Raw genomic sequence first — 26811 nt, 5'->3', positions numbered from 1 at the left:
ACCCCGCTATGAACATGCCTCACAACGCTTTCAAGGCCGCGCTGAAAAATCCGGCGACCCAGTACGGAATCTGGGCCGGTTTCGCCACCGGCTACGCCGCCGAAATCGTCGCCACCACCGGTTACGACTGGATGCTGATCGACGGTGAACACGCGCCGAACACCGTGCCCGGCGTACTCGCGCAATTACAGGCGGTGGCGCCCTACTCCACGGCGCCCGTGGTGCGTGCGGTGACGGGCGATGCCAACCTGATCAAGCAACTGCTGGATATCGGTGCGCAGACGCTGATGATTCCGATGGTGGAAACCGCCGAGCAAGCGGCCGCCCTGGTGCGCGCCATGCGTTACCCGCCCCACGGTGTTCGCGGCGTCGGCGGCGGTTTGACCCGCGCCACGCGCTGGGACGGCGTGCCGGATTATTTGAACACCGCCCATGAGCAGTTGTGCCTGATCGTTCAGGTGGAATCGCGGATTGGCGTGGAAAACGTCGAAGCGATCGCCGCCATCGAAGGCGTCGACGCGGTGTTTATCGGCCCGGCGGATTTGTCCATCGGCCTCGGCCATGCAGGCAACCCTGGCCATCCTGACGTTCAGGAACGCATCCAGCACGCAGTGAAAGCAACGCTCGCAGCCGGCAAGGCTTGCGGCATCCTCGCGCCGAACGAAGAAGACGTGCGCCGCTATCAAAGCTGGGGCTGTCAGTTCATTGCCGTGGCCATCGACATCAGCCTGCTGCGCCAAAGCGCCACGGCCACCCTGGCCCGCTATCGCACACCAGCCACCGAACACGCGCCGTCGCGCACTTACTGATCAGCCAAGGAGTCGCCCCAATGTCGTCCGTGCCCGTGTACGAAAACTTCATCAACGGCCAGTTCGTGGCCAGCACCGACCATATCGATGTGATCAACCCGGCCACGGGTGTCATGCTGTCGAAAGTCCCGGCCTCGACGGCCGAAGACGTCGACCGCGCCCTTGCCGCCGCGCGCGCCGCGCAAAAAGACTGGTCGCGCAAACCGGCGATTGAACGCGCCGGGCATCTACGCCGGATCGCCGCCAAGCTGCGGGAGAACGTCCAGCACTTGGCCCGCACCATCACCCTCGAACAAGGCAAGGTCAGCGGCCTGGCGGAAGTGGAAGTCAATTTCACCGCCGACTACCTCGACTACATGGCCGAGTGGGCCCGGCGCATCGAAGGCGAAATCATCACCAGCGACCGGCAGAACGAAAACATCTTTCTGTTTCGCAAACCACTGGGCGTGGTCGCCGGGATTCTGCCGTGGAATTTCCCGTTCTTCCTGATTGCCCGCAAGATGGCCCCGGCCCTGCTGACCGGCAATACCATCGTGATCAAACCCAGTGAAGAAACCCCGAACAACTGCTTCGAATTCGCCCGGCTGGTGGCCGAAACCGATCTGCCGGCGGGCGTGTTCAACGTGGTTTGCGGCGATGGTCGAGTGGGCGCGGCGCTCAGTGCGCACAAGGGCGTGGACATGATCAGCTTCACCGGCAGCGTCGACACCGGTTCGCGAATCATGGCCGCCGCCGCACCGAACATCACCAAACTCAACCTGGAACTGGGCGGCAAGGCGCCGGCCATTGTGCTGGCGGATGCCGACCTTGATCTGGCAGTAAAAGCCATTCGCGACTCGCGGATCATCAACAGCGGTCAGGTGTGCAATTGCGCCGAGCGGGTGTACGTCGAACGCAAGGTCGCCGACTCGTTTATCGAACGCATCGCAGCGGCGATGAGCGCCACCCGTTATGGCGATCCGATTGCCCGGCCAGAGGTGGAAATGGGCCCGCTGATCAACCGTCAGGGCCTGGACAGCGTCAACCGCAAAGTGCGCACGGCCTTGAGCCAGGGCGCGAGTCTGATCAGCGGTGGGCAGATTGCCGATTTGCCGAACGGCTTTCACTTCCAGCCCACGGTATTGGCCGGGTGCAGCGCCGACATGGAGATCATGCGCGAAGAGATTTTCGGCCCGGTGCTGCCGATCCAGATTATCGACGACCTCGACGAAGCCATCGCCCTGGCCAACGACTGCGACTATGGCCTGACTTCGTCGATCTACACCCGCGACCTCAGTAAAACCATGCACGCAATGCGCGAGCTGGATTTTGGTGAGACTTACGTCAACCGCGAGAACTTCGAGGCCATGCAGGGCTTCCATGCCGGGGTGCGTAAATCCGGGATTGGCGGCGCGGATGGCAAGCATGGGCTTTACGAGTACACCCATACGCATGCGGTGTATTTGCAGGGCTGAGTCTTGCGGCGTTGCTGATGCCGCTATCGCGAGCAGGCTCGCTCCCACAGGGAATTGGTGTTGTTGATTAAATCTATGCAACAACACAAAACCAGTGTGGGAGCGAGCCTGCTCGCGATGGCGTCGGGTCAGTCAACGCGATGCCGTCAGAAGTCGACGGTCGCCGAAAGCAGATAGGTCCGCGGTGTCGACAGCGTCAACCCTGGCTCACTGTCATCCGACGCCCCGGCCGAACTCCAGTAGCGCTTGTCGGCCACGTTCTCGATGTTGGCGCGCAATGTGATGTTCTTTTCCTCGACCTTGAACGCGTAGCGTGCGCCCACGTCGAAACGCTCCCACGAGTCGATCTCCTTGTTGTTGGACTGGTCCAGATACTGCGAACTGGAATAGATGCCCCGGCTGGTGAGGGTCAGGCCCTGCACGGTGGGCACGTCCCACTCGGCGCCCAGGTTGACGTTGTATTTCGGAGTGGCCGGCGCCCGGTTGCCGTCGAAGGTGCCATTGGCGGTGTTGGTCAACTCGCTGTCGATATACATGACGCCGCCGAGCAGGCGGAAACCCTCGAGCGGCTCACCGAACACACTCAGTTCCACACCCGTGTTTTCACGCTTGCCGTTCGGGCCGAAAACCCGCGTGGTGGCGTTGGTCTCATAGGCCGGCTGCTTGATCCGGAACACCGCAGCGGTCATGGCAAACGCGCCGGCGTCATACTTGGCGCCGACCTCGACCTGGCGGCTGATGAATGGCGGGAAAATCTCGTCTTCGTTGATCGAGGTCGACGGTGCGATCTTGCCTTGGCTCAGGCCTTCCATGTAGTTCGCGTACAGCGACAGCTTATCGGTGGCCTTGAACAGGATGCCGCCCGACGGCGAAACCTTTTCCTCGTCGTAGGCGGTGTCGCCTTTGATGTTATCCGACCAGTCGTCGACCTTCACCCGCTGCCAGCGGGCGCCTAGGGTCAGCAGCAGCCGGTCATCGAAGAATCCCAGGGTGTCGGACAAGGCCACGCCGCTGAAGCGGTTCTCGGTATAGACCTTCGGATCCTGGCGCGTCGGCCTGACCGGCGTCGGTGTTTCCACAGGGTTGTAGAGGTTGCTGGGGGCCGCCGCGTAACGTGCGCCGCCATTTTCGAAGTCCATGTAGAAATAACTGGCCGCCAGGTTGACCTCGTGGCTCACCGGGCCGGTATGAAACCAGTTGCGCACCCCAGCCGTGGCCGTCCGGACGTTTTCGTCGCGGGTGAAATCACGGGGTTGAACGCTGAAATCGCCCTTGTCGTTGGTGACCGCGACGGCATGCCGGAGAAAATCATGATTGCTTTTGCGCGCGCCCACACCGCCGTAGAGCATGACGGAATCGTTGACGTCGAATTCGGCGTTCACCGTGCCGAAAGTGTCGTTGGTACTCGCCTTGCTCCAGGGTTGCGCATAGTTGTGACGCACATCGCTGGCATGTGGAACCTGCGCGTTGGCGTTGACCTGCACCCGCTCCTGCGGCGCGTCGGTATCACGCTCGGTACGGCCGACGTCCGTCGAGAGACGCAGGCGTTCACCGCGAAAATCCAGGCCCAGCACGGCCATCTCGCGGTCGACATTCTGCTGATCCCATTCGGTGTCGCCGGACTGCTTCACGCCATTGAAACGAATGCCGAACTTGTTGTCTTCACCAAAGCGCCGGCCAACATCCACTGCGCCGCCGACCTGGCTGTCGGAAGCGTACATACCGGTAAACGAAGTAATGGGCTTGTCGGTGGCGCGCTTGGCCACCACGTTGATCCCGCCACCCACGCTGCCCCGCGGCGAGATGCCGTTGATCAGTTGGCTCGGACCTTTGATCACATCGACACGATCGGCCATCTCCATATCAATCGTATAAGTCGGCAACACGCCGTAGAGACCGTTGTAGGCAACATCACTGTTGAACAGGCTCAACCCTCGAATGGTGAACTGCTCATAGCGCCCACCCGCCGGGTTCGTGGCACGAACCGATGGATCGTTGGCGATCAGGTCGCCCAAGGTCCGCGCCTGCTGGTTCTTGACCACCTCGCTGGTGTAGGTGGTCATGCTGAACGGCGTTTCCATGAAATCTTTGGAGCCCAGCAAGCCTTGCGAACCGCGACGCGCGACCTGGCCGCCGGCATACGGATCACCGCCCACCGGGTCGATGGAACCGAGAATCGAGGTGGCGCCGAGTTGCAGACCGCTGCCTTCGGGCGCCGAGGTCAGGATGTAGGCCTGCTCGCCCACCGGTTGCAGTTGCAGACCGGAACCCTGCAACAGCCGCGCAAAGCCCTCCTCCACGGCGAACTCGCCGGACAGACCGGGGCTGTTGCGACCGCTCACCAGCGCCGGGTCCACAGACAGATTGACCCCGGCCAGACCCGCGAAACGGGTCAGCGCTGCACCAAGGCTGCCTGCCGGCACCTGATAACTGCGTCGAGGCGCGTCTTCGGCCCAACCGGCGGTGATAAACAACGGACAGGCACTGAGGCTCAGCAACAGGCTCAAGTGCATTAACGGGCGCAGGCGGGATGAAGCCAAACGCGGACTCGACGGGAACACTGCGGGCATTGAAGAAGCTCTCTTGATTCGTTCACTTGCCTTGAATGACAAGCGACGCGAAAAAAGGGGACACCCTTCAAACACTATTTTTGCGCGGCAGTAGCGTGACCCAATAACGCGTACGCGAATGCACCTCCAGCGGCAAGCTGGCCGCTAACAGCGTGAGGATACGATCGGTGTCTTCCAGGCGAAAACTGCCGGTGACACGCAGGGATTCCAGTTCCGGCTCCCAGCGCAGCACACCCGGGCGATAGGTGCTGAGTTCACGCAGGAAATCCCCCAGAGGCTGGTTCTGTGCCATCAACACACCGTCTCGCCAGCCTGGAGCAAGCACGTCGAAGGGCTCCACAGCGCCGGCACCTGCCGCCTGAAGGCTGACTTGCTGTCCTGCGCGCAATGAAAAGACCGGTCCGCGCAAAGGCTCCAACTGCACCGCGCCGTTGAGCACCGACACCCGGCAACCCGTCGGCCACTGGCGAACACACACTTCGCTCTGACTGACGACTACCTGGCCGAAGTGAGTCTGGATCGTCAGCGGCGACGAACCGGGGACTTTCAGGGCTATTTCGCCCTCCACGAGCTTCAGTAGCCGAGTGTTCAGATCGATATCGACGGCGCTCGCGGTGTTCAATTGCAGCGAGCTGCCATCGGTCAACCGGACTTTCTTGCCCTCGCCGGTCGCCGTGCGCAGGTCGGCGCCCCAGACATCCAAAGGCAACTGCCGACTGATCAGCCAGGCAGTCGGCACCAACGCCACCGCTCCCACGGCGCGCTTGAGCACCGCACGCCGGCTCGGCTGCGGCCTATCCAGACTGGCCATCGCCAATGCTGAAGGCAGGTCGCTAAAACGTTGACGCAAGCGTTGCGCTTTCTGCCAGGCCTGTTCGTGACTGGAATGGCTGTCGCGCCAGGTCTGCAACTCGGCACGGTCCTGCTCATTGGCAGTGCCCGATTCCATCAGCGCCAGCCACTGCGCGGCAGCCCGCATGACTTGGCGGGCGTCGGCCGAAGGGGCTGAACCGATCACAGGTCCACCAGCAGGCAGTGTTCGTAGGCTTGGGCCATGTAGCGCTTGATCGTGCGTTCGGAGACTTGCAGGCGCTCGGCGATTTCCTGGTAACCCAGGCCTTCCAGTTGGCTCCAGAGAAATGCCCGTCGTACCGGGGTCGGCAATCCATCGAGCAATTCGTCGAGGGCTTGCAGGGTTTCCAGCAGAATCCAGCGCTGCTCGGGGGATGGCACGCAGTCTTCGGGCAGCAGCGCCAGGGCGTTGAGGTAAGCCTGTTCGAGGCTGCGGCGCTTGTAGAAGTTGGTCAGCAGCCGTTTGCCCACGGTCGCCAGGTAGGCACGGGGCTCTTGCAGGTCAGCAATGTGCTGGGAGCTGGCGAGCACACGCACGAACGTATCCTGGCTCAGGTCCGCCGCATCATGACCATTGCTCATGCGCCGCCTCAACCAGTTTTCGAGCCAGCCGCGATGGTCGCGGTACAAGTCATGGAAGGTTTGCTCCTCCGGCATCGCTGCATCGCTCATTTCAAGAAGCCCTGTGCCAAGGAGTTATCGTAAATGAGAGTGATTCTAATTAATGTCAGGCGTGCGAAGGAAGCCCTTTATGCATCGACTGAGCAGAAAGGTTCATTGGGGAGGGTATGGAGGAGAGAAAAGCCAAATCGCAGACACAAAAAACCCCGGTCTTTCGACCAGGGTCTTTGCTATCGACTCGAAGATTGCCAGCGGCTTTCTTCGTAGCTCCAAGGCGTTCAGCGGGCCTTGAGGCAGATATGGCGCAGCGGACGGGACTCGAACCCGCGACCCCCGGCGTGACAGGCCGGTATTCTAACCGACTGAACTACCGCTGCGTATCGCTTTGAGCTGACGCTCAATTAACTCGTCTGACTGAAAGCTCCGAGACTTTTCAATCTCTCTTTCAATCTCGAATCAGGTCAAGCCTGACTCGGAAAATATGGCGCAGCGGACGGGACTCGAACCCGCGACCCCCGGCGTGACAGGCCGGTATTCTAACCGACTGAACTACCGCTGCGCGTCGGTGGAGGCTTTTAACAGCTTCCATCTTGCTCTCGCAAGACTCTCGGATTTGGTGGGTGATGACGGGATCGAACCGCCGACATTCTGCTTGTAAGGCAGACGCTCTCCCAGCTGAGCTAATCACCCGTTTGCATCTCCGAGGCCGCGAAATTTACGCAGGTAGCGAACCTAAGTCAATAGCAGGATTGAAGTTTTTTCAAAACAGCTCCAAGTACAAGCTTCAAGCGGCAAGTAAAAGCAGGATCGCGTATTCAGGGCTTGCACGGGCTCGCATTTACTTGCCGCTTGTAGCTTGAGACTTGCAGCTTCTACTTGTAGACCATCTTCTTGGTCATGCCGCCATCGACCACAAATTCCTGGCCCGTGACGAACCCGGCATTCTTCGACAACAGCCACGCCACCATCGCCGCGACGTCTTCGACAGTCCCGACCCTGCCCGCCGGATGCTGGGCATGGTCGGCATCGGTCAGGGGGGCGGCACGTCGTGCCGCCGGGTCTCGCGCGTCGATCCAGCCAGGGCTGACCGCGTTGACGCGTATTTCCGGCCCAAGGCTGATGGCCAACGCGTGAGTCAGGGCCAGCAGGCCGCCCTTGCTCGCCGCGTAAGCCTCTGTATCAGGCTCTGATTGCCCGGCACGGGTCGAGGCCAGGTTGACGATCGCACCGCTGTGAGCGCGCAGATACGGCGCACAGTGTTTGGCCAACAGCATTGGCCCACTGAGATTGACCGCCAGCACCCGGTTCCAGTAAGCCAGGTCGAGGCTTTCCAGGGTGATGTTGTGCGGATCGGCCACCGCCGCGTTGCACACCAGCGCATCCAGACGCCCGAATTGACCCAGCACCTCGGCAACGCCCAGCGCCACTTGCCCCTCGTTCGAGACGTCCATGGCGACGAACCAGGCGTTTGCGCCCAGCACTTTTGTCACCTTCGAACCACGCTCTCGATCAAGATCGGTCAGCACCACCTGCCAGCCTTCGCTGATCAGCCAGGCCGCGATCCCCAAACCGATGCCGCGTGCAGCACCGGTGACCAGTGCAACGCGGCCATGGGTGCCGGTACCCGGCGTCGCCAACTCGATCACAAGGCCGCCAACCCGCGCGCCAGATCGGCTTGCAGGTCTGCCACGTCTTCCAGACCGACCGCGATGCGGATCAGGCTGTCACGAATGCCCGCCGCTTCACGCTCTTGCGGCGCCAGACGGCCGTGGGAGGTGGTGCTCGGGTGCGTGATCGTGGTTTTGCTGTCACCCAGATTGGCGGTGATCGAAATCAGACGGGTCGCATCGATAAAGCGCCAGGCGCCCTCTTTGCCGCCCTGGACCTCGAAACTCACCACGGCGCCGAAACCTTTCTGCTGGCGCAGCGCCAGTTCGTGCTGCGGATGGCTCTTGAGGCCGGCGTAATGGACTTTCTCGATGCCATCCTGCTGCTCCAGCCACTCGGCCAGTTGCTGGGCGTTGGCGCAATGCGCCTTCATGCGCAGGCTCAGGGTTTCCAGACCCTTGAGGAAGATCCAGGCGTTAAACGGGCTCAGGGTCGGCCCGGCGGTGCGCAGGAAACCCACCACTTCTTTCATCTGCTCGCTGCGACCGGCGACAACGCCGCCCATGCAACGGCCCTGGCCGTCGATGAACTTGGTCGCCGAGTGCACGACGATGTCCGCGCCCATCTTCAGCGGTTGTTGCAACGCTGGGGTGCAGAAACAGTTGTCGACCACCAGCATCGCGCCTTTGGCATGAGCGATTTTCGCCAGCTCGGCAATGTCTACCAGCTCTGCCAATGGATTGGACGGCGACTCGACGAACAGCAATTTGGTGTTGGCCTTGATGGCCGCGTCCCAACCGGACAGGTCCGCCAAAGGCACGTAGTCGACTTCGATGCCGAAGCGCTTGAAGTACTTTTCGAAGAGACTGATGGTCGAGCCGAACACGCTGCGCGACACCAGCACGTGATCACCAGCGCTGCACAGGCTCATGACCACCGCCATGATCGCTGCCATGCCGGTGGCCGTGGCGACCGCTTGCTCGGCGCTTTCCAGCGCGGCAATGCGCTCTTCGAACGCGCGAACGGTCGGGTTGGTATAACGCGAGTAAACGTTGCCCGGCACTTCACCGGCAAAGCGCGCCGCCGCATCGGCAGCGGTACGGAATACGTAGCTTGAAGTGAAGAACATCGGATCACCGTGTTCGCCTTCCGGCGTGCGGTGCTGACCGGCGCGTACGGCCAGGGTATCGAACGCTACGCCTTCGAGGTCGCTGTCCAGCCGACCGGCATCCCAATCCTGACTCATGCTGTCACTCCTTGCCTTGCTCTTCTAGTAGATACAAAACCGGCCCCTCAGGGCCGGTAGTTACTCAGTTGTTGTACAGATCAATGATCGCGCTGACGGCCTGCGTCTTGACCTTGGAGGCATCGTTACGTGCCTGCTCGATCTTGTTCAGGTAAGCCTCATCGACGTCACCGGTGACGTACTGGCCGTCGAACACCGCACAATCGAACTTCTCGATCTTGATCTTGCCGCCACCGACCGCTTCGATCAAGTCAGGCAAGTCCTGATAGATCAGCCAGTCGGCACCGATCAGGTCGGCAACGTCCTGGGTCGAACGATTGTGGGCGATCAGCTCGTGAGCGCTCGGCATGTCGATACCGTAGACGTTCGGGTAGCGAACGGCCGGTGCTGCGGAGCAGAAGTAGACGTTTTTCGCGCCGGCTTCACGGGCCATCTGGATGATCTGCTTGCACGTGGTGCCACGAACGATCGAGTCGTCCACCAGCATCACGTTCTTGCCGCGGAATTCCAGTTCGATGGCGTTGAGCTTCTGGCGTACGGATTTTTTCCGTGCGGCCTGGCCCGGCATGATGAAGGTCCGGCCGATGTAGCGGTTTTTCACGAAGCCTTCGCGGAACTTGACGCCCAGGTGGTTCGCCAGCTCCAGGGCCGCAGTGCGGCTGGTGTCCGGGATCGGGATGACCACGTCGATGTCGTGTTCAGGACGTTCGCGCAGGATCTTCTCGGCGAGCTTCTCGCCCATGCGCAGACGGGCCTTGTACACCGACACGCCGTCGATGATCGAGTCCGGACGCGCCAGGTAGACGTGTTCGAAGATGCACGGGGTCAGGGACGGGTTGGTCGCGCACTGACGGGTGTGCAGCTTGCCATCTTCAGTGATGTAGACCGCTTCGCCTGGTGCCAGGTCGCGAATAAGGGTGAAGCCGAGCACGTCCAGGGAGACGCTTTCGGAGGCGATCATGTACTCGACGCCTTCGTCGGTGTGACGCTGACCGAAGACGATCGGGCGGATGCCGTGCGGGTCGCGGAAACCGACGATGCCGTAACCGGTCACCATTGCCACGACCGCATAACCACCGACGCAACGGTTATGCACGTCGGTTACAGCGGCGAATACGTCTTCTTCGGTAGGCTGCAACTTGCCGCGCTGGGCCAGTTCGTGCGCGAACACGTTGAGCAGCACTTCCGAATCGGAGTTGGTGTTGACGTGGCGCAGGTCAGATTCGTAAATCTCCTTGGCCAGCTGTTCAACGTTGGTCAGGTTACCGTTGTGCGCCAGGGTGATGCCGTAAGGCGAGTTGACGTAAAACGGTTGAGCTTCGGCCGAGGTCGAGCTGCCCGCGGTCGGGTAACGCACATGGCCAATGCCCATGTGACCGACCAGGCGCTGCATGTGACGCTGATGGAACACGTCACGCACCAGGCCATTGTCCTTGCGCAGGAATAACCGGCCATCATGGCTGGTCACGATACCGGCAGCGTCCTGGCCGCGGTGCTGGAGGACGGTTAGCGCGTCATACAGCGCCTGATTGACGTTCGACTTACCGACGATACCGACGATGCCACACATGCGACGCAACCCCTACTTAATGGATCTGAACTGAACACAACTCACTGAGGCGTTTTGGCCGTCGGCAAGAGGTGCTCCTTGAACGGTATCTCAGCGGGTACGCTGATACCGCTGGCAAGCCACTGACTGCTCCACCCGAGGATCAGGTTTTTGGACCAGTCTGCGACCAATAGAAACTTTGGCACGAGCTGTGACTGTTGCCACCACCCGTCCTGCTGTACCGGCCCCAGGCTCAACAGCCCGACCGCCACGACCACCAGCAACACGCCACGCGCGGCGCCGAAGGCCATGCCGAGGAATCGATCGGTCCCGGATAGCCCGGTGACGCGTACCAACTCGCCGATAAGATAATTGATCATTGCGCCTACGATTAACGTGGCGATAAACATGATGGCGCAGCCCGTGATCACACGAGCTGATGGCGTTTCGATGTATCCGGCGAGGTGCTCGGACAATGCACCACCGAACATCCAGGCGACGACTCCTGCGATGATCCAGGTCACCAGCGATAATGCTTCTTTGACGAAGCCGCGGCTCAGACTGATCAATGCGGAGATGGCGACGATTGCAACGATCGCCCAGTCAACCCAGGTAAATGGCACAGTGCAGCCTACAGACGGATAAGGCGGCGCATTTTAGCAGAGCGCATGGCTATCGGTAAGCTGCGATTGTCAGTGCATTTCAAATCGGGGCGATAGTTTTAGTTGCGCTCAGGCTGGAAACGCACCACAAAACCCTTGAGGTTCTTCTGGCGGCCCAACAAGTCGCGCAGGCGATCCGCTTCGGCGCGCTCGATCAGCGGCCCGACAAACACCCGATTCTTGCCATCGGCCGTGCGGATATAGGCGTTATAGCCCTGACTGCGCAGGTCTTTTTGCAAACTTTCTGCGCTTGCACGACTCGACAGACTGGCCAGTTGCACCGACCAGCTGACCGACAGGCCATTGGCATCGACGCGGCTTTGAGTCGTGTCTGGCTTGCCCGGCGCGGCCGTAATCGGCTGGGCAGGCGGCGTGGTCGGCGCAGCAGGCTTGACCACAGGCGCCGGAGCGACCGGTTTGGTAGCAGGCGCAGCCGCGGCTGGCGCACTCGGGGTGATCGGCGCCACCGGTGCTTCTTGCTGAGCGATCTCGTCATCGCTTGGCACAGGCTCCTGAGGCAGCGCTTGTGGCTCGGGCACCACCACTGGCTCGACCTGCACTGGCGGCACCGAGGGTGCTTGCGGCGCAGCCGGGGCTTCGACCGTCACTTGACGCTGCTCATCCTGGCGGGAAAACAGCATCGGCAGAAAAATAACCGCCAGCGCCACCAGAACCAGGGCGCCAACCATGCGCTGTTTGTATGCCTTATCCAGCAATGCCATTTGCCGCTTCCTCCGTGGAGCGCCGGGCCAGCCATTCGAGGGCCTCGGCGACACAATAAAATGATCCGAACAACAGAATCTCGTCGTCGCTCGTTGCCAGTGCGCACTGCCCTTCCAGGGCGGCGGCCACACTGTCATAAGACGTTACCGCAGCGCCAAGGTTCTGCAACGCCGCCTGCAAATCGGCCACCGGGCGCGCACGCGGCGAATCCAGCGGCGCGACAGCCCATTGCTGGACACTAGCATTCAATTCACTGACAACACCATCCAGATCCTTGTCCGCCAACAAGCCAAACACCGCCAGACGCTTGCCGACCGGCGGACGAACGGCCAGACGGCGCGCCAGATACTCGGCTGCATGCGGGTTATGCCCCACATCCAGCAACAGGTTCAGACGCTTGCCCTGCCAGTCGATTTGACGGCGGTCAAGACGACCTGCCACCCGCGTCGCTGTCAGCGCATTGATTACTTGCGAATCGACCCACGGCAAACCGAGCAACAGGTAAGCCTGCAAGGCCAGTGCGGCGTTTTCCATCGGCAGATCGAGCAACGGCAGATCATGCAACTCGACCACTCGCCCTTGAGCGTCAAGACCGCGCCATTGCCAATTGTGATCGGTCACACCGAGGTCGAAATCGCGCCCACGCAGGAAAAACGGGCAATTGAGCTCGCGGGCTTTATCCAGCAGAGGTTGCGGAGGATTCAGGTCACCACAGAGCGCAGGCGCGCCCTGGCGGAAGATGCCGGCTTTCTCAAAAGCCACGGATTCGCGGGTATCGCCCAGGTAATCGGCGTGATCGACGCCAATACTGGTGACCAGCGCCATGTCGGCATCGACCACGTTGACCGTGTCCAGACGCCCACCCAAGCCGACTTCCAGCACCACGGCATCAAGCGCTGCCTGTTGAAACAGCCAGAACGCCGCCAGGGTGCCCATCTCAAAGTACGTCAGGGAAGTGTCGCCACGGCCCGCCTCGACCGCAGCAAAGGCTTCGCACAACTCGGCGTCCGTCGCTTCGACGCCGTTGACCTGCACCCGCTCGTTGTAACGCAGCAGGTGCGGAGAATTGTAGACACCAACGCTCAGGCCTTGAGCCCGCAGCAACGAGGCCACGAATGCACAGGTGGACCCCTTGCCATTGGTGCCGGTGACCGTGATCACCCGAGGCGCCATCTTGCCCAGTCCCATGCGGGACGCTACCTGTTGCGAGCGCTCCAGGCCCATGTCGATGGCCGAAGGGTGCAACTGCTCTAGGTAGGCGAGCCACTCGCCAAGGGTACGTTCGGTCATAGGTTGGCAGGTACCGGTGGAACCACGATCGGCTCAATGGGTGCGGCAACGAATTTTGGCGTCGGCAGACCCATCATTTGTGCCAGCAGGTTGCCCAGGCGCGGACGCAGTTCCTGGCGGTGAATGATCATGTCGATTGCACCGTGCTCCAGCAGGAACTCGCTGCGCTGGAAACCTTCCGGCAGTTTTTCACGCACGGTCTGTTCGATCACGCGTGGACCGGCGAAGCCGATCAGGGCTTTCGGCTCACCGACAATCACGTCGCCCAGCATCGCCAGACTGGCGGAAACGCCGCCGTAGACCGGATCGGTCAGCACGGAGATGAACGGAATGCCTTCTTCACGCAGACGCGCCAGGACCGCAGAGGTCTTGGCCATTTGCATCAGGGAGATCAGGGCTTCCTGCATCCGCGCACCACCGGAAGCGGCGAAACAGATCATCGGGCAACGGTTTTCCAGCGCGTAGTTGGCAGCGCGGACAAAACGCTCACCCACGATGGCGCCCATCGACCCCCCCATGAAGGAGAACTCGAAGGCCGAGACCACCACCGGCATGCCCAGCAGGGTGCCGCTCATGGAGATCAGTGCGTCTTTTTCGCCGGTCTGCTTTTGCGCAGCGGTCAGGCGGTCCTTGTACTTCTTGCCATCGCGGAATTTCAGGCGATCAACCGGCTCCAGGTCCGCGCCCAATTCTGCACGGCCTTCGGCGTCGAGGAAGATGTCGATGCGCGCGCGGGCGCCGATACGCATGTGGTGGTTGCACTTGGGGCAAACGTCCAGGGTCTTTTCCAGCTCCGGACGATACAGCACAGCCTCGCAAGACGGGCATTTGTGCCACAGACCTTCAGGCACCGAGCTCTTCTTGACCTCGGAACGCATGATCGAAGGGATCAGTTTGTCTACTAACCAGTTGCTCATGCTTTCTTTCTCCAGTACCGGCGGCCCGAACGCTCTGGTTCGCAGCCCCGCGTATGCCCTTGAGCTAAATTCATGTGTGTGGCGATGATCGGTGGATGGCCGGGTCAGCGAAACGTGACCTGCGTACAATCCAAAAATCCTCAGCCGTGCCTGCTTTGTGCAGCGCAGTGCATTTTGGGACGGCGGCAGTCTGCCAGCCGTCACATCAACTACGTGCTACTACGTACCGCCTTGATGAATGCCTGAATCTTTGCGTGATCCTTGATGCCCTTGCTCGCTTCTACCCCGCCGCTGACGTCCACCGCATAAGGCCGAACCCGGGCGATTGCCTCAGCCACGTTATCCGGCGTCAGGCCACCAGCGAGGATGATCGGCTTGCTCAAGCCCTGCGGTATCAGAGACCAGTCGAACGCCTCACCGGTTCCACCGGGAACACCTTCGACATAGGCATCAAGCAGGATACCGCTGGCGCTTGGAAACGCATCGCAGGCCGCCGCGATGTCGTCGCCGGCCTTGACCCGCAACGCCTTGATGTACGGGCGGTGCCAGCCTTCACATTCGGCTGCGGTTTCGTCGCCATGGAACTGCAACAGGTCCAGCGGTACGGCGTCGAGCAGCTCGCCCAACTCGCAGCGACTGCTGTTGACGAACAACCCCACGGTGGTCACGAACGGCGGCAGCAACTTGATAATGTCGCGCGCCTGCTGGAACGTGACGGCCCGCGGACTCTTGGCGTAAAACACAAACCCGATGGCATCCGCCCCGGCCTCGACCGCCGCCAACGCATCTTCTATGCGGGTAATCCCACAAATCTTGCTGCGAACGGCTGACATGTCGATAAAACCTCAGGGCAAATCCGAGAAAGTCCCGGATGGTAACAAATGCGTTCGAGGGCGTCAGCCGTCAAGTTCAGAGAAGCCGGTGAGGAAGTGTGGGCCGATGTAACGCTCAGGCAATTGGAACTCGTCGCGATACTCGACCTGTACCAGATACAGGCCAAACGGATGCGCCGTCACCCCGCCAGAACGACGGATCCGGCTCTCCAGCACTTCCTTCATCCACTCCACCGGCCGCTCGCCGGCACCGATGGTCATCAAGACACCGGCGATGTTGCGCACCATGTGGTGCAGGAAGGCGCTGGCGCGGATATCCAGGACGATCATCTTGCCGTGGCGCGTGACACGCAGGTGATGCAGTTCCTTGATCGGCGATTTGGCCTGGCACTGACCGGCGCGGAATGCGCTGAAATCATGGGTACCGACCAGGTACTGAGCGGCCTCGGCCATGCGCTCGACATCGAGCGGACGGTGGTTCCAGGTGATTTCTTCGTTGAGGTGCGCCGGGCGGATCTGATCGTTGTAGATCACATACCGATAACGGCGGGCGATGGCCTTGAAGCGCGCATGAAAATGCGCCGGCATGACCTTGGCCCAGCTGACACTGACGTCGTGGGGCAAGTTGATGTTGGCGCCCATGACCCAGGCCTTCATCGAACGCTCGACCTGCGTATCGAAATGCACCACTTGGCCGCACGCATGCACGCCCGCGTCAGTGCGCCCGGCGCAGAGCAGCGACACCGGTGAGTCGGCGACTTTGGATAAGGCCTTTTCGAGGGTTTCCTGCACAGTGAGCACACCGGAGGCCTGGCGCTGCCAGCCGCGATAACGCGAGCCTTTGTATTCAACGCCCAACGCGATCCGGAAAAAGCCGTCGGCCGCCATTTCGGCAGCCGGGTTATCTATATTTGCCAAGGAGTCACAGCCTGCTGATGTGCGCAAAGGCGGGCATTATAAAGCTGTCCGGCGGGGATACCAGCACAACAGAAAGTACGATATTGAATGTTGGAGCCCTTTCGCGGCCAAGCCCGCCCCCATAGTGTTTCGGGGGTGTTCTCAGGTTATGTGACCGCCACAAAACCTTGTGGGAGCGAACCTGCTCGCGATGGCGGCCTGACAGACGCCCTCGGACCACCGCTGAAACAAAAACGGCAGCCTCAATGGGCTGCCGTTCTGTTTATTGCCTACCGATCACTCAAGCCAGATGCGAAAGCATCTCCTTGGCCTCGCTCTTCTGGCCAGCATTCCCCTCGGCCACAACCTCATTGAGGATGTCCCGAGCACCGTCGTTGTCACCCATGTCGATGTAAGCCTGGGCCAGATCGAGTTTGGTGGCGACTTCATCGGTGCCGGAGAGGAAGTCGAAGTCCGGCTCGTCCGCCGCAGAAGCCATAGCGTCTTCTGCAGTAAAGGTCGGCTCACTCATGCTCTGGGACAAACGATCCAGCTCGGCGTTGACGTCATCCAGTTCAGCGGCAAAGGCGTCCTTGACCTCAGGCTCGGCCGGGGCGGCATCCATTTCATCAGCCAGCGACAGGTCGAAATCGGCCGGCAGCTCCAGATCGTCCTGAGGCACTTCAGGTTTTACAGGCTCCGCAGGCAGGTCCTTCACGCCTTCGTCCAGATCCAGCAGGAAGTCATCTTCAGCGAGGATGGCCGGCGATGGGTCGCCGCCCAAATCCATGTCCAGATCGAAGTCCGACAGGTCGTCGAGGTTTTCCTTGATTTCGGTCTGTTCCTTCAATACCGATTCAAAGCTCAGGTCATCGTCCAGCGGAAACTCGTCAAGGTCAGCCGCAGCTTCCGGCTCTGGCGTGACCACTGCGGGTGACGCGGCTTCCAGGTCATCCAGGCTCAGGTCGAAGGCACTGTCCAGGTCATCGGCCGGTGCTTGCGGCTCGTCCAGCAACAGGTCCTTGACGTACTGCGCGTCCAGCTCGGCAGCGAGGGCGGCGGCAGCAAGACCACCGGCAGCCGCGATAGCCATTGCCGGGAAGCGGCTTTTAAGCTGCTCGACCTGGGCGAAGTTGTCACCGTTGGCGACCAACTGACGCTCCTGGGCAACAAATGCATCGCGATCGCCCTGCTGACCGTAGACTTCCATCAGTTTCAGACGCAGGTCGCTGCGCTGTGGCTCTTGCTTGATGCCGTCTTCGAGCAACGCAGCGGCCTGGTTCAGACGACCGGCGGCAATGTGCGACTGAGCCTTGGTCAGTACGTCGTCATTGCGCTCGGCCGCTGGCGACACCAGCGGCGCGGCGATCGGCGTCGTCATTACATCCGGGGCTGGAGCTGGAGCAGGCGCTGGCGCAGGTGGTGGCGTTGGAATCGGCGCGGTAGCGAGTTTCACGCTCGGCGGCGGAACTTCCAAACCTTCGAAGCTGCTTTCTGGCAGGTCCTGCTCGGCAGAGAATTCCTTCTCTTCTTCCAGGGCACGCGCCATGCGCAGGTGTTTCTCGGCTTCTTGCTGGGCCTTGCGGCGACGCGCCAGCAACAGCAGCAGAAGCAGCAGAACCACTGCCCCACCGCCTACCAGACCCAGCAGGACCGGATTGGTCAGCAGTTCGTTGAATTTCTGCTCGTCGGAAGCTTCCGGTGTCGGCTCGATTGGCGGCTCGGCAGGCACGGATGCAGGAGCAGTCTCAGGCGCAGACGTTTCCGGAGCAGGAACCACTTCAGTCGGTGCTGCCGCAGGGTTCGCGGCCAGTTCAGCAGACATTGCCGGCGGGGTCGTCGCTGGAGTCGAAGCCGACGCTCCCGCTGCGCCTTCAGCCTGCAACTTGGCCAGTTGATTGTTCTTCAGCTCGATCAGACGCTGCAGCTTATCCAGCTGACTTTGCAGATCGGTCATGCGGCTTTTCAGTTCAGCGTTGTCACGACGGGTCGTGTCGAGGCTTTCCTGGGTCACCGCCAGTTTGTTGTTCAAGGCTTTGGCATCACCTGCAGCGCCTTTGCCCTTGCCGGTTTCGGCAGAAACCAGGCTCAGGTTGTCTTTCGCCGTTTGCGATGGAGCTGCGTCAGCGCGGCCACGCTTGGTGGCATCGAGTTGCTGCTGCCCGGTGCCGGGCTTCGCAACATAACGACGACCCTGGCGCCATGCAGTGTTCTGGGCAGCGACTTCAGCGATTGCCTTGGGTTGCGGCAGGCTGGTGCTCTGCGCCTGATCCGGCAAGCGCAGCACCTGACCGGTTTTCAGCCGGTTGATGTTGCCGTCGATGAAGGCATCCGGGTTCAGCGCCTGGATGGCCAGCATGGTTTGCTGGACCGAACCGCCATTACGCGCCTTCGCGGCGATTTCCCACAGGGTATCGCGCGGCGTGGTGGTGTATTGGGACGGCTGGGTGGCACCGGTCACCGGCGCAGTGACCGTTTCGGTCGGCGCAGGCTGCGCAGCCGCTTCAGCGGTCTGCGGGGAGAATTTGGAAGGATCGAGCAGCACGCTGTAATCGCGCAGCAAACGACCGTTGGGCCACATCACCTGAACCAGGAATTTCACCATGGGTTCGGACAGTGGTTTGCTGGACGTTACACGCAGGATACTTTTGCCGCTGGCATTGAGCACGGGCGTGAAGGTCAGGTCGTTGAGAAACGCCTGGCGATCGACACCGGCCTTGGCGAAATCTTCGGGTGACGCCAGGCTCGGCACCACTTCTGCGGCGGTGAGGTCCTTGACGTCGAGCAGCTCGATTTCCGCCACCAGAGGTTGGTTCAGCGTCGACTTCAGGGTCAATTCCCCGAGCCCGAGGGCATGCGCCATACCGGAGGACAGCGCCGAGGCGGCCGCTATTGCTAACACCAGTTTGCGAACTTGAACCATAGCCTCATCCTTTGTTTGAACATTCCTCGGCCAGCGAGAAGGTGTTGATAGCCGCTGCCGTAAGGCATTGCGCGCGGCGACGAAGGGTCGTCACGCGCGATCATTTCATAAATGCCCCGGAAAGCCCCGAAGAGTGGCTCGCCATCAGCAATCCGGCCAAGCATAGCGCTCGAATGGACTCATTCGAAAAATTGTTGCCAAGTATCTTTTACAGCAGGTCTTTTATCAACAATTCAGCCACCTGCACAGCATTGAGCGCAGCGCCTTTACGCACGTTATCTGACGTCAGCCACAAATTAAGTTCCGACGGGTCGTCGATTCCGGTGCGAACCCGACCAACGTAGACCACGTCCTGCCCTACTGCATCGCCTACTGCCGTCGGGTAATCGCCGGCTTCCACCAGTTCGATACCCGGTGCGTCTTCCAGCGCCGCGTTGACTTTCGCCAGGTCCACAGCGCTCGCTGACTGCAAGGTCACGCTAAAGCTATCGCCAAAAAACACCGGGGCTTGAATGCAAGTGACAGAAATCTTTAATAAAGGCAGCGCCATGACCTGACGCAGCTCACGCACCAGGCGTTTTTCCAGCAGCGTATGACCCTGCTCATCAGGCTTGCCGACCTGAGCCAACAGGTTGAAAGCCATCTGCCGATCAAAGAAAGTCGGCTCCAGCGGACGCACATTGAGAAGCTCGGCGGTCTGCCGGGCCAGCTCGGTCACGGCTTCGCGCCCCTGGGCGGAAACGGCCAGGCAGGCGGTCAGGTTGATGCGTTGCAGGTCGAGCAAACCCAGCAACGGCGCCAGCACCACGGCCAGCGTGGTGGCCGACGGGCTTGGGCTGCTGACCTGGAACGGTTTTTTCAAACCGGCCAAGACGTCGGCGTTGGCTTCCGGCACCACTTGCGGCGCCTGATTGGCCGGCAGAGCGCCGGACAGGTCGATCAGCGAACAACCGGCAGCGGTCGCGCGCGAGGCAAAACTCAGGGTCACTGCCGGACCGGCAGCGAAAAACACCAGCTGAACCTTGCTGAAATCGAATTCGTCGACTTCACGCACCCGCACGTTCTTGCCGCGAAACGGCACCGAATGCCCGGCGGATTCGCTGCTGGCCAGCAAATGGAGGTTGCCGACCGGGAAGTCGCGTTCTTCGAGAATCTGCACGAGCGTTTCGCCGACAGTACCGGTGGCGCCGATCACGGCAATATCAAAGGACTGGCTCATGGTTCTACCTCTGGCGAAACGGGGGGAGCGGCACTTTACCGGGTGGGTGGCGCGCAGGCAATTCGGCTGGGGTTTTGTGGTGTATGCGCCGGCTTCTTCGCGAGCAAGCCTCGCTTCTACGGGTTGTGTGTCGGTCGCGAAATCTTGAAACAACCGCGATACCTGTAGGAGCGAGGCTTGCCCGCGAAGAGGCCCTTCCTGACGACATACCTTCCCAAAAAAAACCCGCACCTCTTTCAAGGCGCGGGTTCTTTGATTACTTCAATCGATCAACGCTCAAGCAGGATCCGCAGCATGCGACGCAGCGGTTCGGCCGCGCCCCACAGCAGTTGGTCGCCGACGGTAAACGCGCCGACGTACTGCGTACCCATGTTCAGCTTGCGCAGACGGCCAACCGGTACGTTCAGGGTGCCGGTGACTTTCGTCGGGCTCAGTTCCTGAATGCTGGCTTCGCGATTGTTCGGCACCAGTTTGACCCAAGGGTTGTGCTGGCTGATCAGCCCTTCGATGTCGGCGATCGGCACGTCTTTGTTCAGCTTGATGGTCAGCGCCTGGCTGTGGCAGCGCATGGCGCCGATGCGCACGCAGATGCCATCCACCGGGATCGGGCTCTTGAAGCGACCGAGGATCTTGTTGGTCTCGGCCTGGGCCTTCCATTCTTCGCGGCTCTGACCGTTCGGCAGCTCCTTGTCGATCCACGGGATCAGGCTGCCGGCCAGCGGAACGCCGAAGTTTTCGGTCGGGTACGCGTCGCTGCGCATGGCTTCGGCCACACGGCGGTCGATGTCGAGGATGGCGCTGGCCGGGTCGGCCAGTTGATCGGCGACAGCGGCGTGGGTCGCGCCCATTTGCTTGATCAGTTCACGCATGTTCTGCGCGCCGGCACCGGAGGCCGCCTGATAAGTCATGGCGCTCATCCACTCGACCAGACCGGCTTCGAACAGGCCGCCCAGGCCCATCAGCATCAGGCTGACGGTGCAGTTGCCGCCGATGTAGTTCTTGGTGCCCGCGTCGAGCTGCTGGTCGATGACCTTGCGGTTCACCGGGTCCAGCACGATCACCGCGTCATCCTGCATGCGCAGGCTGGAAGCGGCGTCGATCCAGTAACCCTGCCAGCCGGCTTCGCGCAGCTTCGGGAATACTTCGCTGGTGTAGTCGCCACCCTGGCAGGTCAGAATCACGTCGAGGGTTTTCAGCTCTTCAATGCTGTAAGCGTCCTTGAGCGGAGCAATGTCCTTGCCCACGGACGGGCCTTGGCCACCGACATTGGAAGTGGTGAAAAACACCGGCTCAATAAGATCGAAATCCTGCTCTTCCAGCATCCGCTGCATGAGCACGGAACCGACCATACCGCGCCAACCGATCAGACCTACACGTTTCATCGCAACTACACCTTCTTTAAAAAGTGGGCCGCTGCTTTCAAGAGTGAAAGTGGCAGCGGGCCCGAGAGATTACAGATTCCGCAGCGCGGCGACTACTGCGTCGCCCATTTCCTGCGTACCGACTTTAGTGCAACCGGCCGACCAGATGTCGCCCGTGCGCAGCCCCTGATCCAATACCAGACTGACGGCTTTCTCGATGGCATCGGCCGCGTCCTGCAGATTGAAGCTGTAACGCAGCATCATCGACACCGACAGAATGGTCGCCAACGGGTTGGCAATGCCTTTGCCAGCGATGTCTGGCGCCGAACCGTGGCAAGGCTCGTACATGCCCTTGTTGTTGGTATCCAGGGATGCCGACGGCAGCATGCCGATGGAACCGGTGAGCATCGATGCCTGGTCCGACAGAATGTCGCCGAACATATTTTCGGTAACGATCACGTCGAATTGCTTCGGCGCACGCACCAGCTGCATGGCGGCGTTGTCGACGTACATGTGGCTCAGTTCGACTTCCGGGTAATCCTTGGCCACTTGCTCGACGATTTCGCGCCACAGCTGGCTCGAAGCCAGCACGTTGGCCTTGTCTACCGAGCACAGCTTCTTGCCGCGCACCATGGCCATGTCGAAACCGACACGGGCGATGCGGCGGATTTCGCTTTCGCTGTACGGCAGCGTGTCGTAAGCCTGACGCTCGCCGTTTTCCAGGGTGCGGGTGCCGCGTGGCGCGCCGAAATAGATGCCGCCGGTCAGTTCACGGACGATCAGGATGTCCAGGCCCGAAACGATTTCAGGCTTCAGGCTCGATGCCTCAGCCAGTTGCGGGTAGAGGATCGCCGGGCGCAGGTTGCCAAACAGGCCCAGTTGCGCACGAATCTTCAGCAGGCCGCGCTCAGGGCGGATGTCACGCTCGATGGTGTCCCATTTCGGGCCGCCCACGGCGCCCAGCAGCACAGCGTCGGCTGCGCGCGCACGGTCGAGGGTTTCGTCGGCCAACGGCACGCCGTGCTTGTCGATGGCGGCGCCGCCGATCAGGTCGTGACTCAGCTCGAAGCCCAGGCTGTACTTGTCGTTGGCCAGCTCCAGCACCTTGACCGCTTCGGCCATGATTTCCGGGCCAATACCATCACCTGGGAGAATCAGAATCTGCTTGCTCATGCTTTCCTCATGTCATCAGTCGGTGCGCCCTTGAGCACACCCGGAAAAATTCTATCGTTCGGCCATCAGCACCAGCACATCGGTACTGAACGAACCATCGGCCTCAATCTCAAAATATTCGCGTACTTCATTGCCCATCGACTGCTGCAACTCGCGGATCGCGGCGCGCATCACTTCTGGCGTGCGCATGCGTTCGACCCAGGAGTTGTACTCCAGCCGCAACCGTTGACGCGTAGTGCTACGGGTATGCAACCCCGCTTCGCTGACCTGACGCAACCACTCGCCGGCGGAATAATCGCGCACATGGCTGGTGTCGCGCAGCACTTCGACGCTTTGCAGGTAAGTGTCAAACAACGGACTGCCCGGTGACAACACGTCGATGAACGCCGCCACCCCACCCGGCTTCAGTACCCGCCGGACTTCGCGCAGGGCCAGGCCGAGGTCGCTCCAATGGTGCGCCGAGTAACGACTGAAGACGAAGTCGAACTCACCATCGGCAAACGGCAGGCGCTCGGCGGCACCGTTGACCGTGGTCACATTGCTCAAACCACGGTCCACAGCGGCGACGGTAACCACGTCGAGCATCTGCTGGGACAAATCGTAGGCCACCACTTCCTTGACCAGCGACGCCACGTGAAAACTGACGTGACCAGCGCCACACCCCAGGTCCAGCACCCGAGCATCGCCCTGCCCGGCCAGTTCGGCCTGTAGCAGCGCAAATTCGGTGCCTTGAGCGTGTACGGCGCTGCTCAGATAGGCCGAGGCCTGTTCACCGAATTGCTTTTGGACTACCTGGTTGTGCTGGGCGGTGCGGGTCATGGGGGACTTCCTTTTGGGGTTTAGCCTTGTGTTGTCTGGGCGGGCCTCTTCGCGGGCGAGCCTCACTCCTACAGGGAGACGTATTTCAGCCGTAGGAGTGAGGCTTGCCCGCGAAGGCGTCATCACGCCTTACGCAAACTTACGCGTCGCGAAACAACCAAGGCTGGCTCGCCCGGTGCTTGGCTTCAAACGTCGCAATCGCTTCATGGTCCATCAACGTCAGACCGATATCGTCCAGACCGTTGAGCAGGCAATGCTTACGGAAGGCGTCAATTTCAAAGCTCAACACCTTGCCATCCGGACGGGTAACGGTCTGGGCCTGCAAATCGACCTGCAACTGATAACCCGGGGTCACTTCCACCTGCTGGAACAGCTCATCCACTTCAGCGTCGCTCAAGATGATCGGCAGCAAGCCGTTCTTGAAGCTGTTGTTGAAGAAGATGTCGGCGTAGCTCGGCGCGATGATGCTGCGGAAACCGTATTCCTCCAGCGCCCACGGCGCATGTTCACGACTGGAACCGCAACCGAAGTTTTCGCGGGCCAGCAACACGCTGGCGCCTTGATAACGCTCGGCGTTGAGGACGAAGTCCTTGTTCAACGGGCGCTTGGAGTTGTCCTGATAAGGCTGCCCGACATCCAGATAGCGCCACTCATCGAACAGGTTTGGGCCGAAACCCGTGCGCTTGATCGACTTCAAGAATTGCTTCGGGATGATCTGGTCGGTGTCGACGTTGGCACGATCCAGAGGCGCGACAAGACCAGTGTGCTGGGTAAAAGCTTTCATGCTGCGCTCCTTTAGATCAATTCACGGACGTCGACGAAACGACCGTTCACCGCGGCGGCGGCGGCCATGGCCGGGCTCACGAGGTGGGTACGGCCACCGGCGCCCTGACGGCCTTCGAAATTGCGGTTGGAGGTCGAGGCGCAATGCTCGCCCGACTCCAAACGGTCCGGGTTCATCGCCAGGCACATCGAGCAACCCGGCTCACGCCATTCGAAACCGGCGTCGAGGAAAATCTTGTCCAGTCCTTCCGATTCAGCCTGGGCCTTCACCAGACCCGAGCCCGGCACCACGATGGCCTGCTTGATGGTCGAAGCGACTTTGCGACCTTTGGCGATCACGGCGGCAGCACGCAAATCTTCGATCCGCGAGTTGGTGCAGGAACCGATGAACACGCGGTCCAGCTGAATGTCGGTAATTGCCTGATTGGCAGTCAAACCCATGTATTTCAAGGCGCGTTCGATGGAGCCGCGCTTGACCAGGTCCATTTCCTTCGCAGGGTCCGGCACGTTCTGATCCACGGCCAACACCATCTCGGGCGAAGTGCCCCAGCTGACTTGTGGCTTGATCTGGGTGGCGTCGAGCTCGACGACGGTGTCGAACGTGGCGTCTTCATCAGTCACCAGGTCTTTCCACGCTTCGACGGCCAAGTCCCATTCCGCGCCTTTCGGAGCGAATGGACGGCCCTTCACGTAGGCGACGGTTTTTTCGTCAGCGGCGACCAGTCCTACGCGAGCGCCAGCCTCGATGGACATGTTGCAAATGGTCATGCGGCCTTCGACCGACAGATCACGAATCGCACTACCGGCGAACTCGATGGCATGGCCGTTACCGCCGGCAGTGCCGATCTTGCCAATGACCGCGAGAACGATGTCCTTGGCGGTCACGCCGAACGGCAATTTCCCTTCGACCGACACCCGCATATTCTTCATTTTCTTGGCGACCAGGCACTGGGTGGCGAGCACGTGCTCGACCTCGGACGTGCCGATACCGTGTGCCAACGCGCCAAACGCGCCGTGGGTCGAGGTGTGGGAGTCGCCGCAAACAACGGTCATGCCCGGCAAGGTTGCGCCCTGTTCCGGGCCGATGACGTGGACGATGCCTTGGCGCACGTCGTTCATCTTGAACTCGACGATGCCGTATTCGTCACAGTTGTCATCGAGGGTCTGGACCTGCAAACGCGAGACCTGGTCGGCAATGGCTTCGATGCCGCCCTTGCGTTCCGGGGTGGTCGGTACGTTGTGGTCCGGGGTCGCGATGTTGGCATCGATGCGCCAAGGCTTGCGCCCGGCCAGACGCAGGCCTTCAAAGGCTTGCGGCGAGGTCACTTCGTGAATGATGTGACGATCGATGTAGATCAAGGCAGAGCCATCGTCGCGCTGCTTGACCAAATGCGAATCCCAGAGCTTGTCGTAGAGCGTTTTGCCGGCCATCAGACGGTTTCCTCATCAGCTTGTTTCTATGCCCCGGGCCGTTTGTATAACCCTTTGGCTTGTGAGGTCGATCCTAGGGGGTTACATTAAATAACTCAAATTCATATTTTTCATGCTTTGGATAACCAACTGGAATACCGCAATGGACCTGGCCAATCTCAATGCTTTCATCGCCATTGCCGAGACCGGAAGCTTCTCCGGCGCGGGAGAACGGCTGCACCTGACACAACCGGCGATCAGCAAGCGCATCGCCGGGCTGGAGCAGCAATTGAAGGTGCGGCTTTTCGATCGACTGGGTCGTGAAGTCGGCCTGACCGAGGCCGGTCGCGCCCTGTTGCCGCGGGCCTACCAGATTCTCAATGTGCTGGACGACACCCGCCGCGCCTTGACCAACCTGACCGGCGAAGTGACCGGGCGCCTGACGCTGGCCACCAGTCACCACATTGGCTTGCACCGCTTACCGCCCTTATTAAGGGAGTTCACCCGACGCTACCCACAAGTGGCGCTGGATATTCAGTTTCTCGATTCGGAAGTGGCCTACGAGGAAATCCTCCATGGCCGCGCGGAACTGGCGGTGATCACCCTCGCCCCGGAACCTCATACCTTGGTCAAAGCCACGCCGGTGTGGGACGACCCCCTGGATTTCGTGGTCGCCCCGGAACATTCGCTGATCAGCAACGGCCCAGTCAGCCTGGCGGACATTGCCCTGCACCCAGCGGTGTTTCCCGGCGGCAACACGTTCACTCATCACATTGTCCAGCGCCTGTTCGAGGCTCAGGGACTGACGCCAAACATCGCCATGAGCACCAATTATCTGGAAACCATCAAGATGATGGTCTCGATCGGCCTGGCCTGGAGCGTTTTGCCGCGAACAATGCTCGACGATCAAGTTGCGCGAATACCTTTGCCGGGCATACAACTGACTCGCCAGCTAGGCTATATCCTGCACACCGAACGGACGCTGTCGAATGCGGCACGGGCCTTCATGGCCTTGCTGGATGCACAAATCGATCTGCCAGGGATTCAAGGCTAACGTGTGCTACTGCCATAGAGCCGCGAACCCCTGCGCCT

The 26811-nt window shown here is 60.9% G+C and carries 22 protein-coding genes and 3 tRNA genes; 3 read left to right on the top strand and 22 right to left on the bottom strand.

What is annotated here, in order from left to right; translation table 11 throughout:
• Positions 1–8: 8 nt before the first annotated feature.
• On the top strand, positions 9–809 hold the full coding sequence (locus AC1ROI_RS13185) for an aldolase/citrate lyase family protein (protein WP_102594068.1): 801 nt from the start codon (positions 9–11) through the stop codon (positions 807–809).
• 20 nt (positions 810–829) lie between these two features.
• Positions 830–2263 (top strand): aldehyde dehydrogenase, encoded by a 1434-nt coding sequence (gene aldA / locus AC1ROI_RS13180; protein WP_083376282.1) that lies wholly within the window; start codon positions 830–832, stop codon positions 2261–2263.
• Positions 2264–2409: 146 nt separating this feature from the next.
• Here the strand turns inward: aldA and AC1ROI_RS13175 are convergent, their stop codons facing one another.
• The 22 genes from AC1ROI_RS13175 to leuC all read right to left on the bottom strand — a co-directional run bounded on the left by AC1ROI_RS13175 (position 2410) and on the right by leuC (position 25740).
• Complete coding sequence (locus tag AC1ROI_RS13175) at positions 2410–4833, bottom strand: TonB-dependent receptor (RefSeq protein WP_102594067.1); 2424 nt, start codon at positions 4831–4833, stop codon at positions 2410–2412.
• 67 nt (positions 4834–4900) lie between these two features.
• Positions 4901–5851: a FecR domain-containing protein gene (locus tag AC1ROI_RS13170; protein WP_102594066.1), complete on the bottom strand. Its 951-nt coding sequence runs from the start codon at positions 5849–5851 to the stop codon at positions 4901–4903.
• The gene (locus AC1ROI_RS13165; RefSeq protein ID WP_077750333.1) at positions 5848–6357 is read right to left on the bottom strand and encodes a sigma-70 family RNA polymerase sigma factor; all 510 of its coding nucleotides are present in this window, start codon (positions 6355–6357) and stop codon (positions 5848–5850) included. Before AC1ROI_RS13165 ends, AC1ROI_RS13170 begins: the two co-directional genes overlap by 4 nt.
• A gap of 249 nt (positions 6358–6606) precedes the next feature.
• Positions 6607–6683, bottom strand: a tRNA-Asp gene (locus AC1ROI_RS13160).
• A 105-nt stretch (positions 6684–6788) separates the two neighbouring features.
• A tRNA-Asp gene (locus AC1ROI_RS13155) sits at positions 6789–6865 on the bottom strand.
• 55 nt (positions 6866–6920) lie between these two features.
• Positions 6921–6996 (bottom strand) — tRNA-Val (locus AC1ROI_RS13150).
• Between the two features lie 182 nt (positions 6997–7178).
• Positions 7179–7952, bottom strand: coding sequence for an SDR family oxidoreductase (locus AC1ROI_RS13145; RefSeq protein WP_010456018.1), 774 nt, complete (start codon positions 7950–7952; stop codon positions 7179–7181).
• Entirely contained in the window at positions 7949–9160 is a 1212-nt protein-coding gene (locus AC1ROI_RS13140) for an O-succinylhomoserine sulfhydrylase (RefSeq protein ID WP_102594064.1), read from the bottom strand. The genes AC1ROI_RS13145 and AC1ROI_RS13140 overlap by 4 nt, the downstream gene beginning before the upstream one ends.
• Before the next feature lie 64 nt (positions 9161–9224).
• Positions 9225–10730 carry an amidophosphoribosyltransferase gene (purF, locus tag AC1ROI_RS13135; protein ID WP_010456022.1) on the bottom strand — a complete coding sequence of 502 codons (1506 nt, stop codon included), beginning with the start codon at positions 10728–10730 and terminating at the stop codon, positions 9225–9227.
• Positions 10731–10771: 41 nt separating this feature from the next.
• Positions 10772–11332 (bottom strand): CvpA family protein, encoded by a 561-nt coding sequence (locus AC1ROI_RS13130; RefSeq protein ID WP_010456024.1) that lies wholly within the window; start codon positions 11330–11332, stop codon positions 10772–10774.
• A gap of 98 nt (positions 11333–11430) precedes the next feature.
• Positions 11431–12093 (bottom strand): SPOR domain-containing protein, encoded by a 663-nt coding sequence (locus AC1ROI_RS13125; RefSeq protein ID WP_010456026.1) that lies wholly within the window; start codon positions 12091–12093, stop codon positions 11431–11433.
• Positions 12077–13384, bottom strand: coding sequence for a bifunctional tetrahydrofolate synthase/dihydrofolate synthase (gene folC / locus AC1ROI_RS13120; protein WP_102594063.1), 1308 nt, complete (start codon positions 13382–13384; stop codon positions 12077–12079). Before folC ends, AC1ROI_RS13125 begins: the two co-directional genes overlap by 17 nt.
• Positions 13381–14301 carry an acetyl-CoA carboxylase, carboxyltransferase subunit beta gene (gene accD / locus AC1ROI_RS13115; protein ID WP_010456031.1) on the bottom strand — a complete coding sequence of 307 codons (921 nt, stop codon included), beginning with the start codon at positions 14299–14301 and terminating at the stop codon, positions 13381–13383. Before accD ends, folC begins: the two co-directional genes overlap by 4 nt.
• Positions 14302–14510: 209 nt before the next feature.
• Entirely contained in the window at positions 14511–15134 is a 624-nt protein-coding gene (locus AC1ROI_RS13110) for a phosphoribosylanthranilate isomerase (RefSeq protein WP_010456034.1), read from the bottom strand.
• A gap of 63 nt (positions 15135–15197) precedes the next feature.
• On the bottom strand, positions 15198–16022 hold the full coding sequence (gene truA / locus AC1ROI_RS13105) for a tRNA pseudouridine(38-40) synthase TruA (RefSeq protein ID WP_010456035.1): 825 nt from the start codon (positions 16020–16022) through the stop codon (positions 15198–15200).
• Positions 16023–16332: 310 nt separating this feature from the next.
• Positions 16333–18954, bottom strand: coding sequence for a FimV/HubP family polar landmark protein (locus AC1ROI_RS13100; RefSeq protein WP_102594061.1), 2622 nt, complete (start codon positions 18952–18954; stop codon positions 16333–16335).
• A 208-nt stretch (positions 18955–19162) separates the two neighbouring features.
• Positions 19163–20173, bottom strand: a complete 1011-nt coding sequence (locus tag AC1ROI_RS13095) for an aspartate-semialdehyde dehydrogenase (RefSeq protein WP_102594060.1) — start codon at positions 20171–20173, stop codon at positions 19163–19165.
• Between the two features lie 269 nt (positions 20174–20442).
• On the bottom strand, positions 20443–21555 hold the full coding sequence (gene asd, locus AC1ROI_RS13090; RefSeq protein WP_054052925.1) for an aspartate-semialdehyde dehydrogenase: 1113 nt from the start codon (positions 21553–21555) through the stop codon (positions 20443–20445).
• A gap of 69 nt (positions 21556–21624) precedes the next feature.
• Entirely contained in the window at positions 21625–22707 is a 1083-nt protein-coding gene (leuB, locus tag AC1ROI_RS13085) for a 3-isopropylmalate dehydrogenase (RefSeq protein WP_083376276.1), read from the bottom strand.
• Positions 22708–22758: 51 nt separating this feature from the next.
• Entirely contained in the window at positions 22759–23526 is a 768-nt protein-coding gene (locus AC1ROI_RS13080; protein ID WP_077750382.1) for a class I SAM-dependent methyltransferase, read from the bottom strand.
• Between the two features lie 139 nt (positions 23527–23665).
• On the bottom strand, positions 23666–24310 hold the full coding sequence (gene leuD, locus AC1ROI_RS13075; protein ID WP_010456042.1) for a 3-isopropylmalate dehydratase small subunit: 645 nt from the start codon (positions 24308–24310) through the stop codon (positions 23666–23668).
• 11 nt (positions 24311–24321) lie between these two features.
• Positions 24322–25740 (bottom strand): 3-isopropylmalate dehydratase large subunit, encoded by a 1419-nt coding sequence (gene leuC / locus AC1ROI_RS13070; RefSeq protein ID WP_010456043.1) that lies wholly within the window; start codon positions 25738–25740, stop codon positions 24322–24324.
• Positions 25741–25882: 142 nt separating this feature from the next.
• On the opposite strand from leuC, the gene AC1ROI_RS13065 reads away from it, so the two are divergent.
• Positions 25883–26773: a LysR family transcriptional regulator gene (locus tag AC1ROI_RS13065; protein ID WP_010456044.1), complete on the top strand. Its 891-nt coding sequence runs from the start codon at positions 25883–25885 to the stop codon at positions 26771–26773.
• Positions 26774–26811 lie beyond the last annotated feature (38 nt).

The organism is Pseudomonas sp. GW823-FHT02C02 (assembly GCF_058797635.1).
The sequence above is the reverse complement of the archived record's forward strand: the minus strand, read 5'-3'. Positions and strand labels throughout refer to the sequence as shown.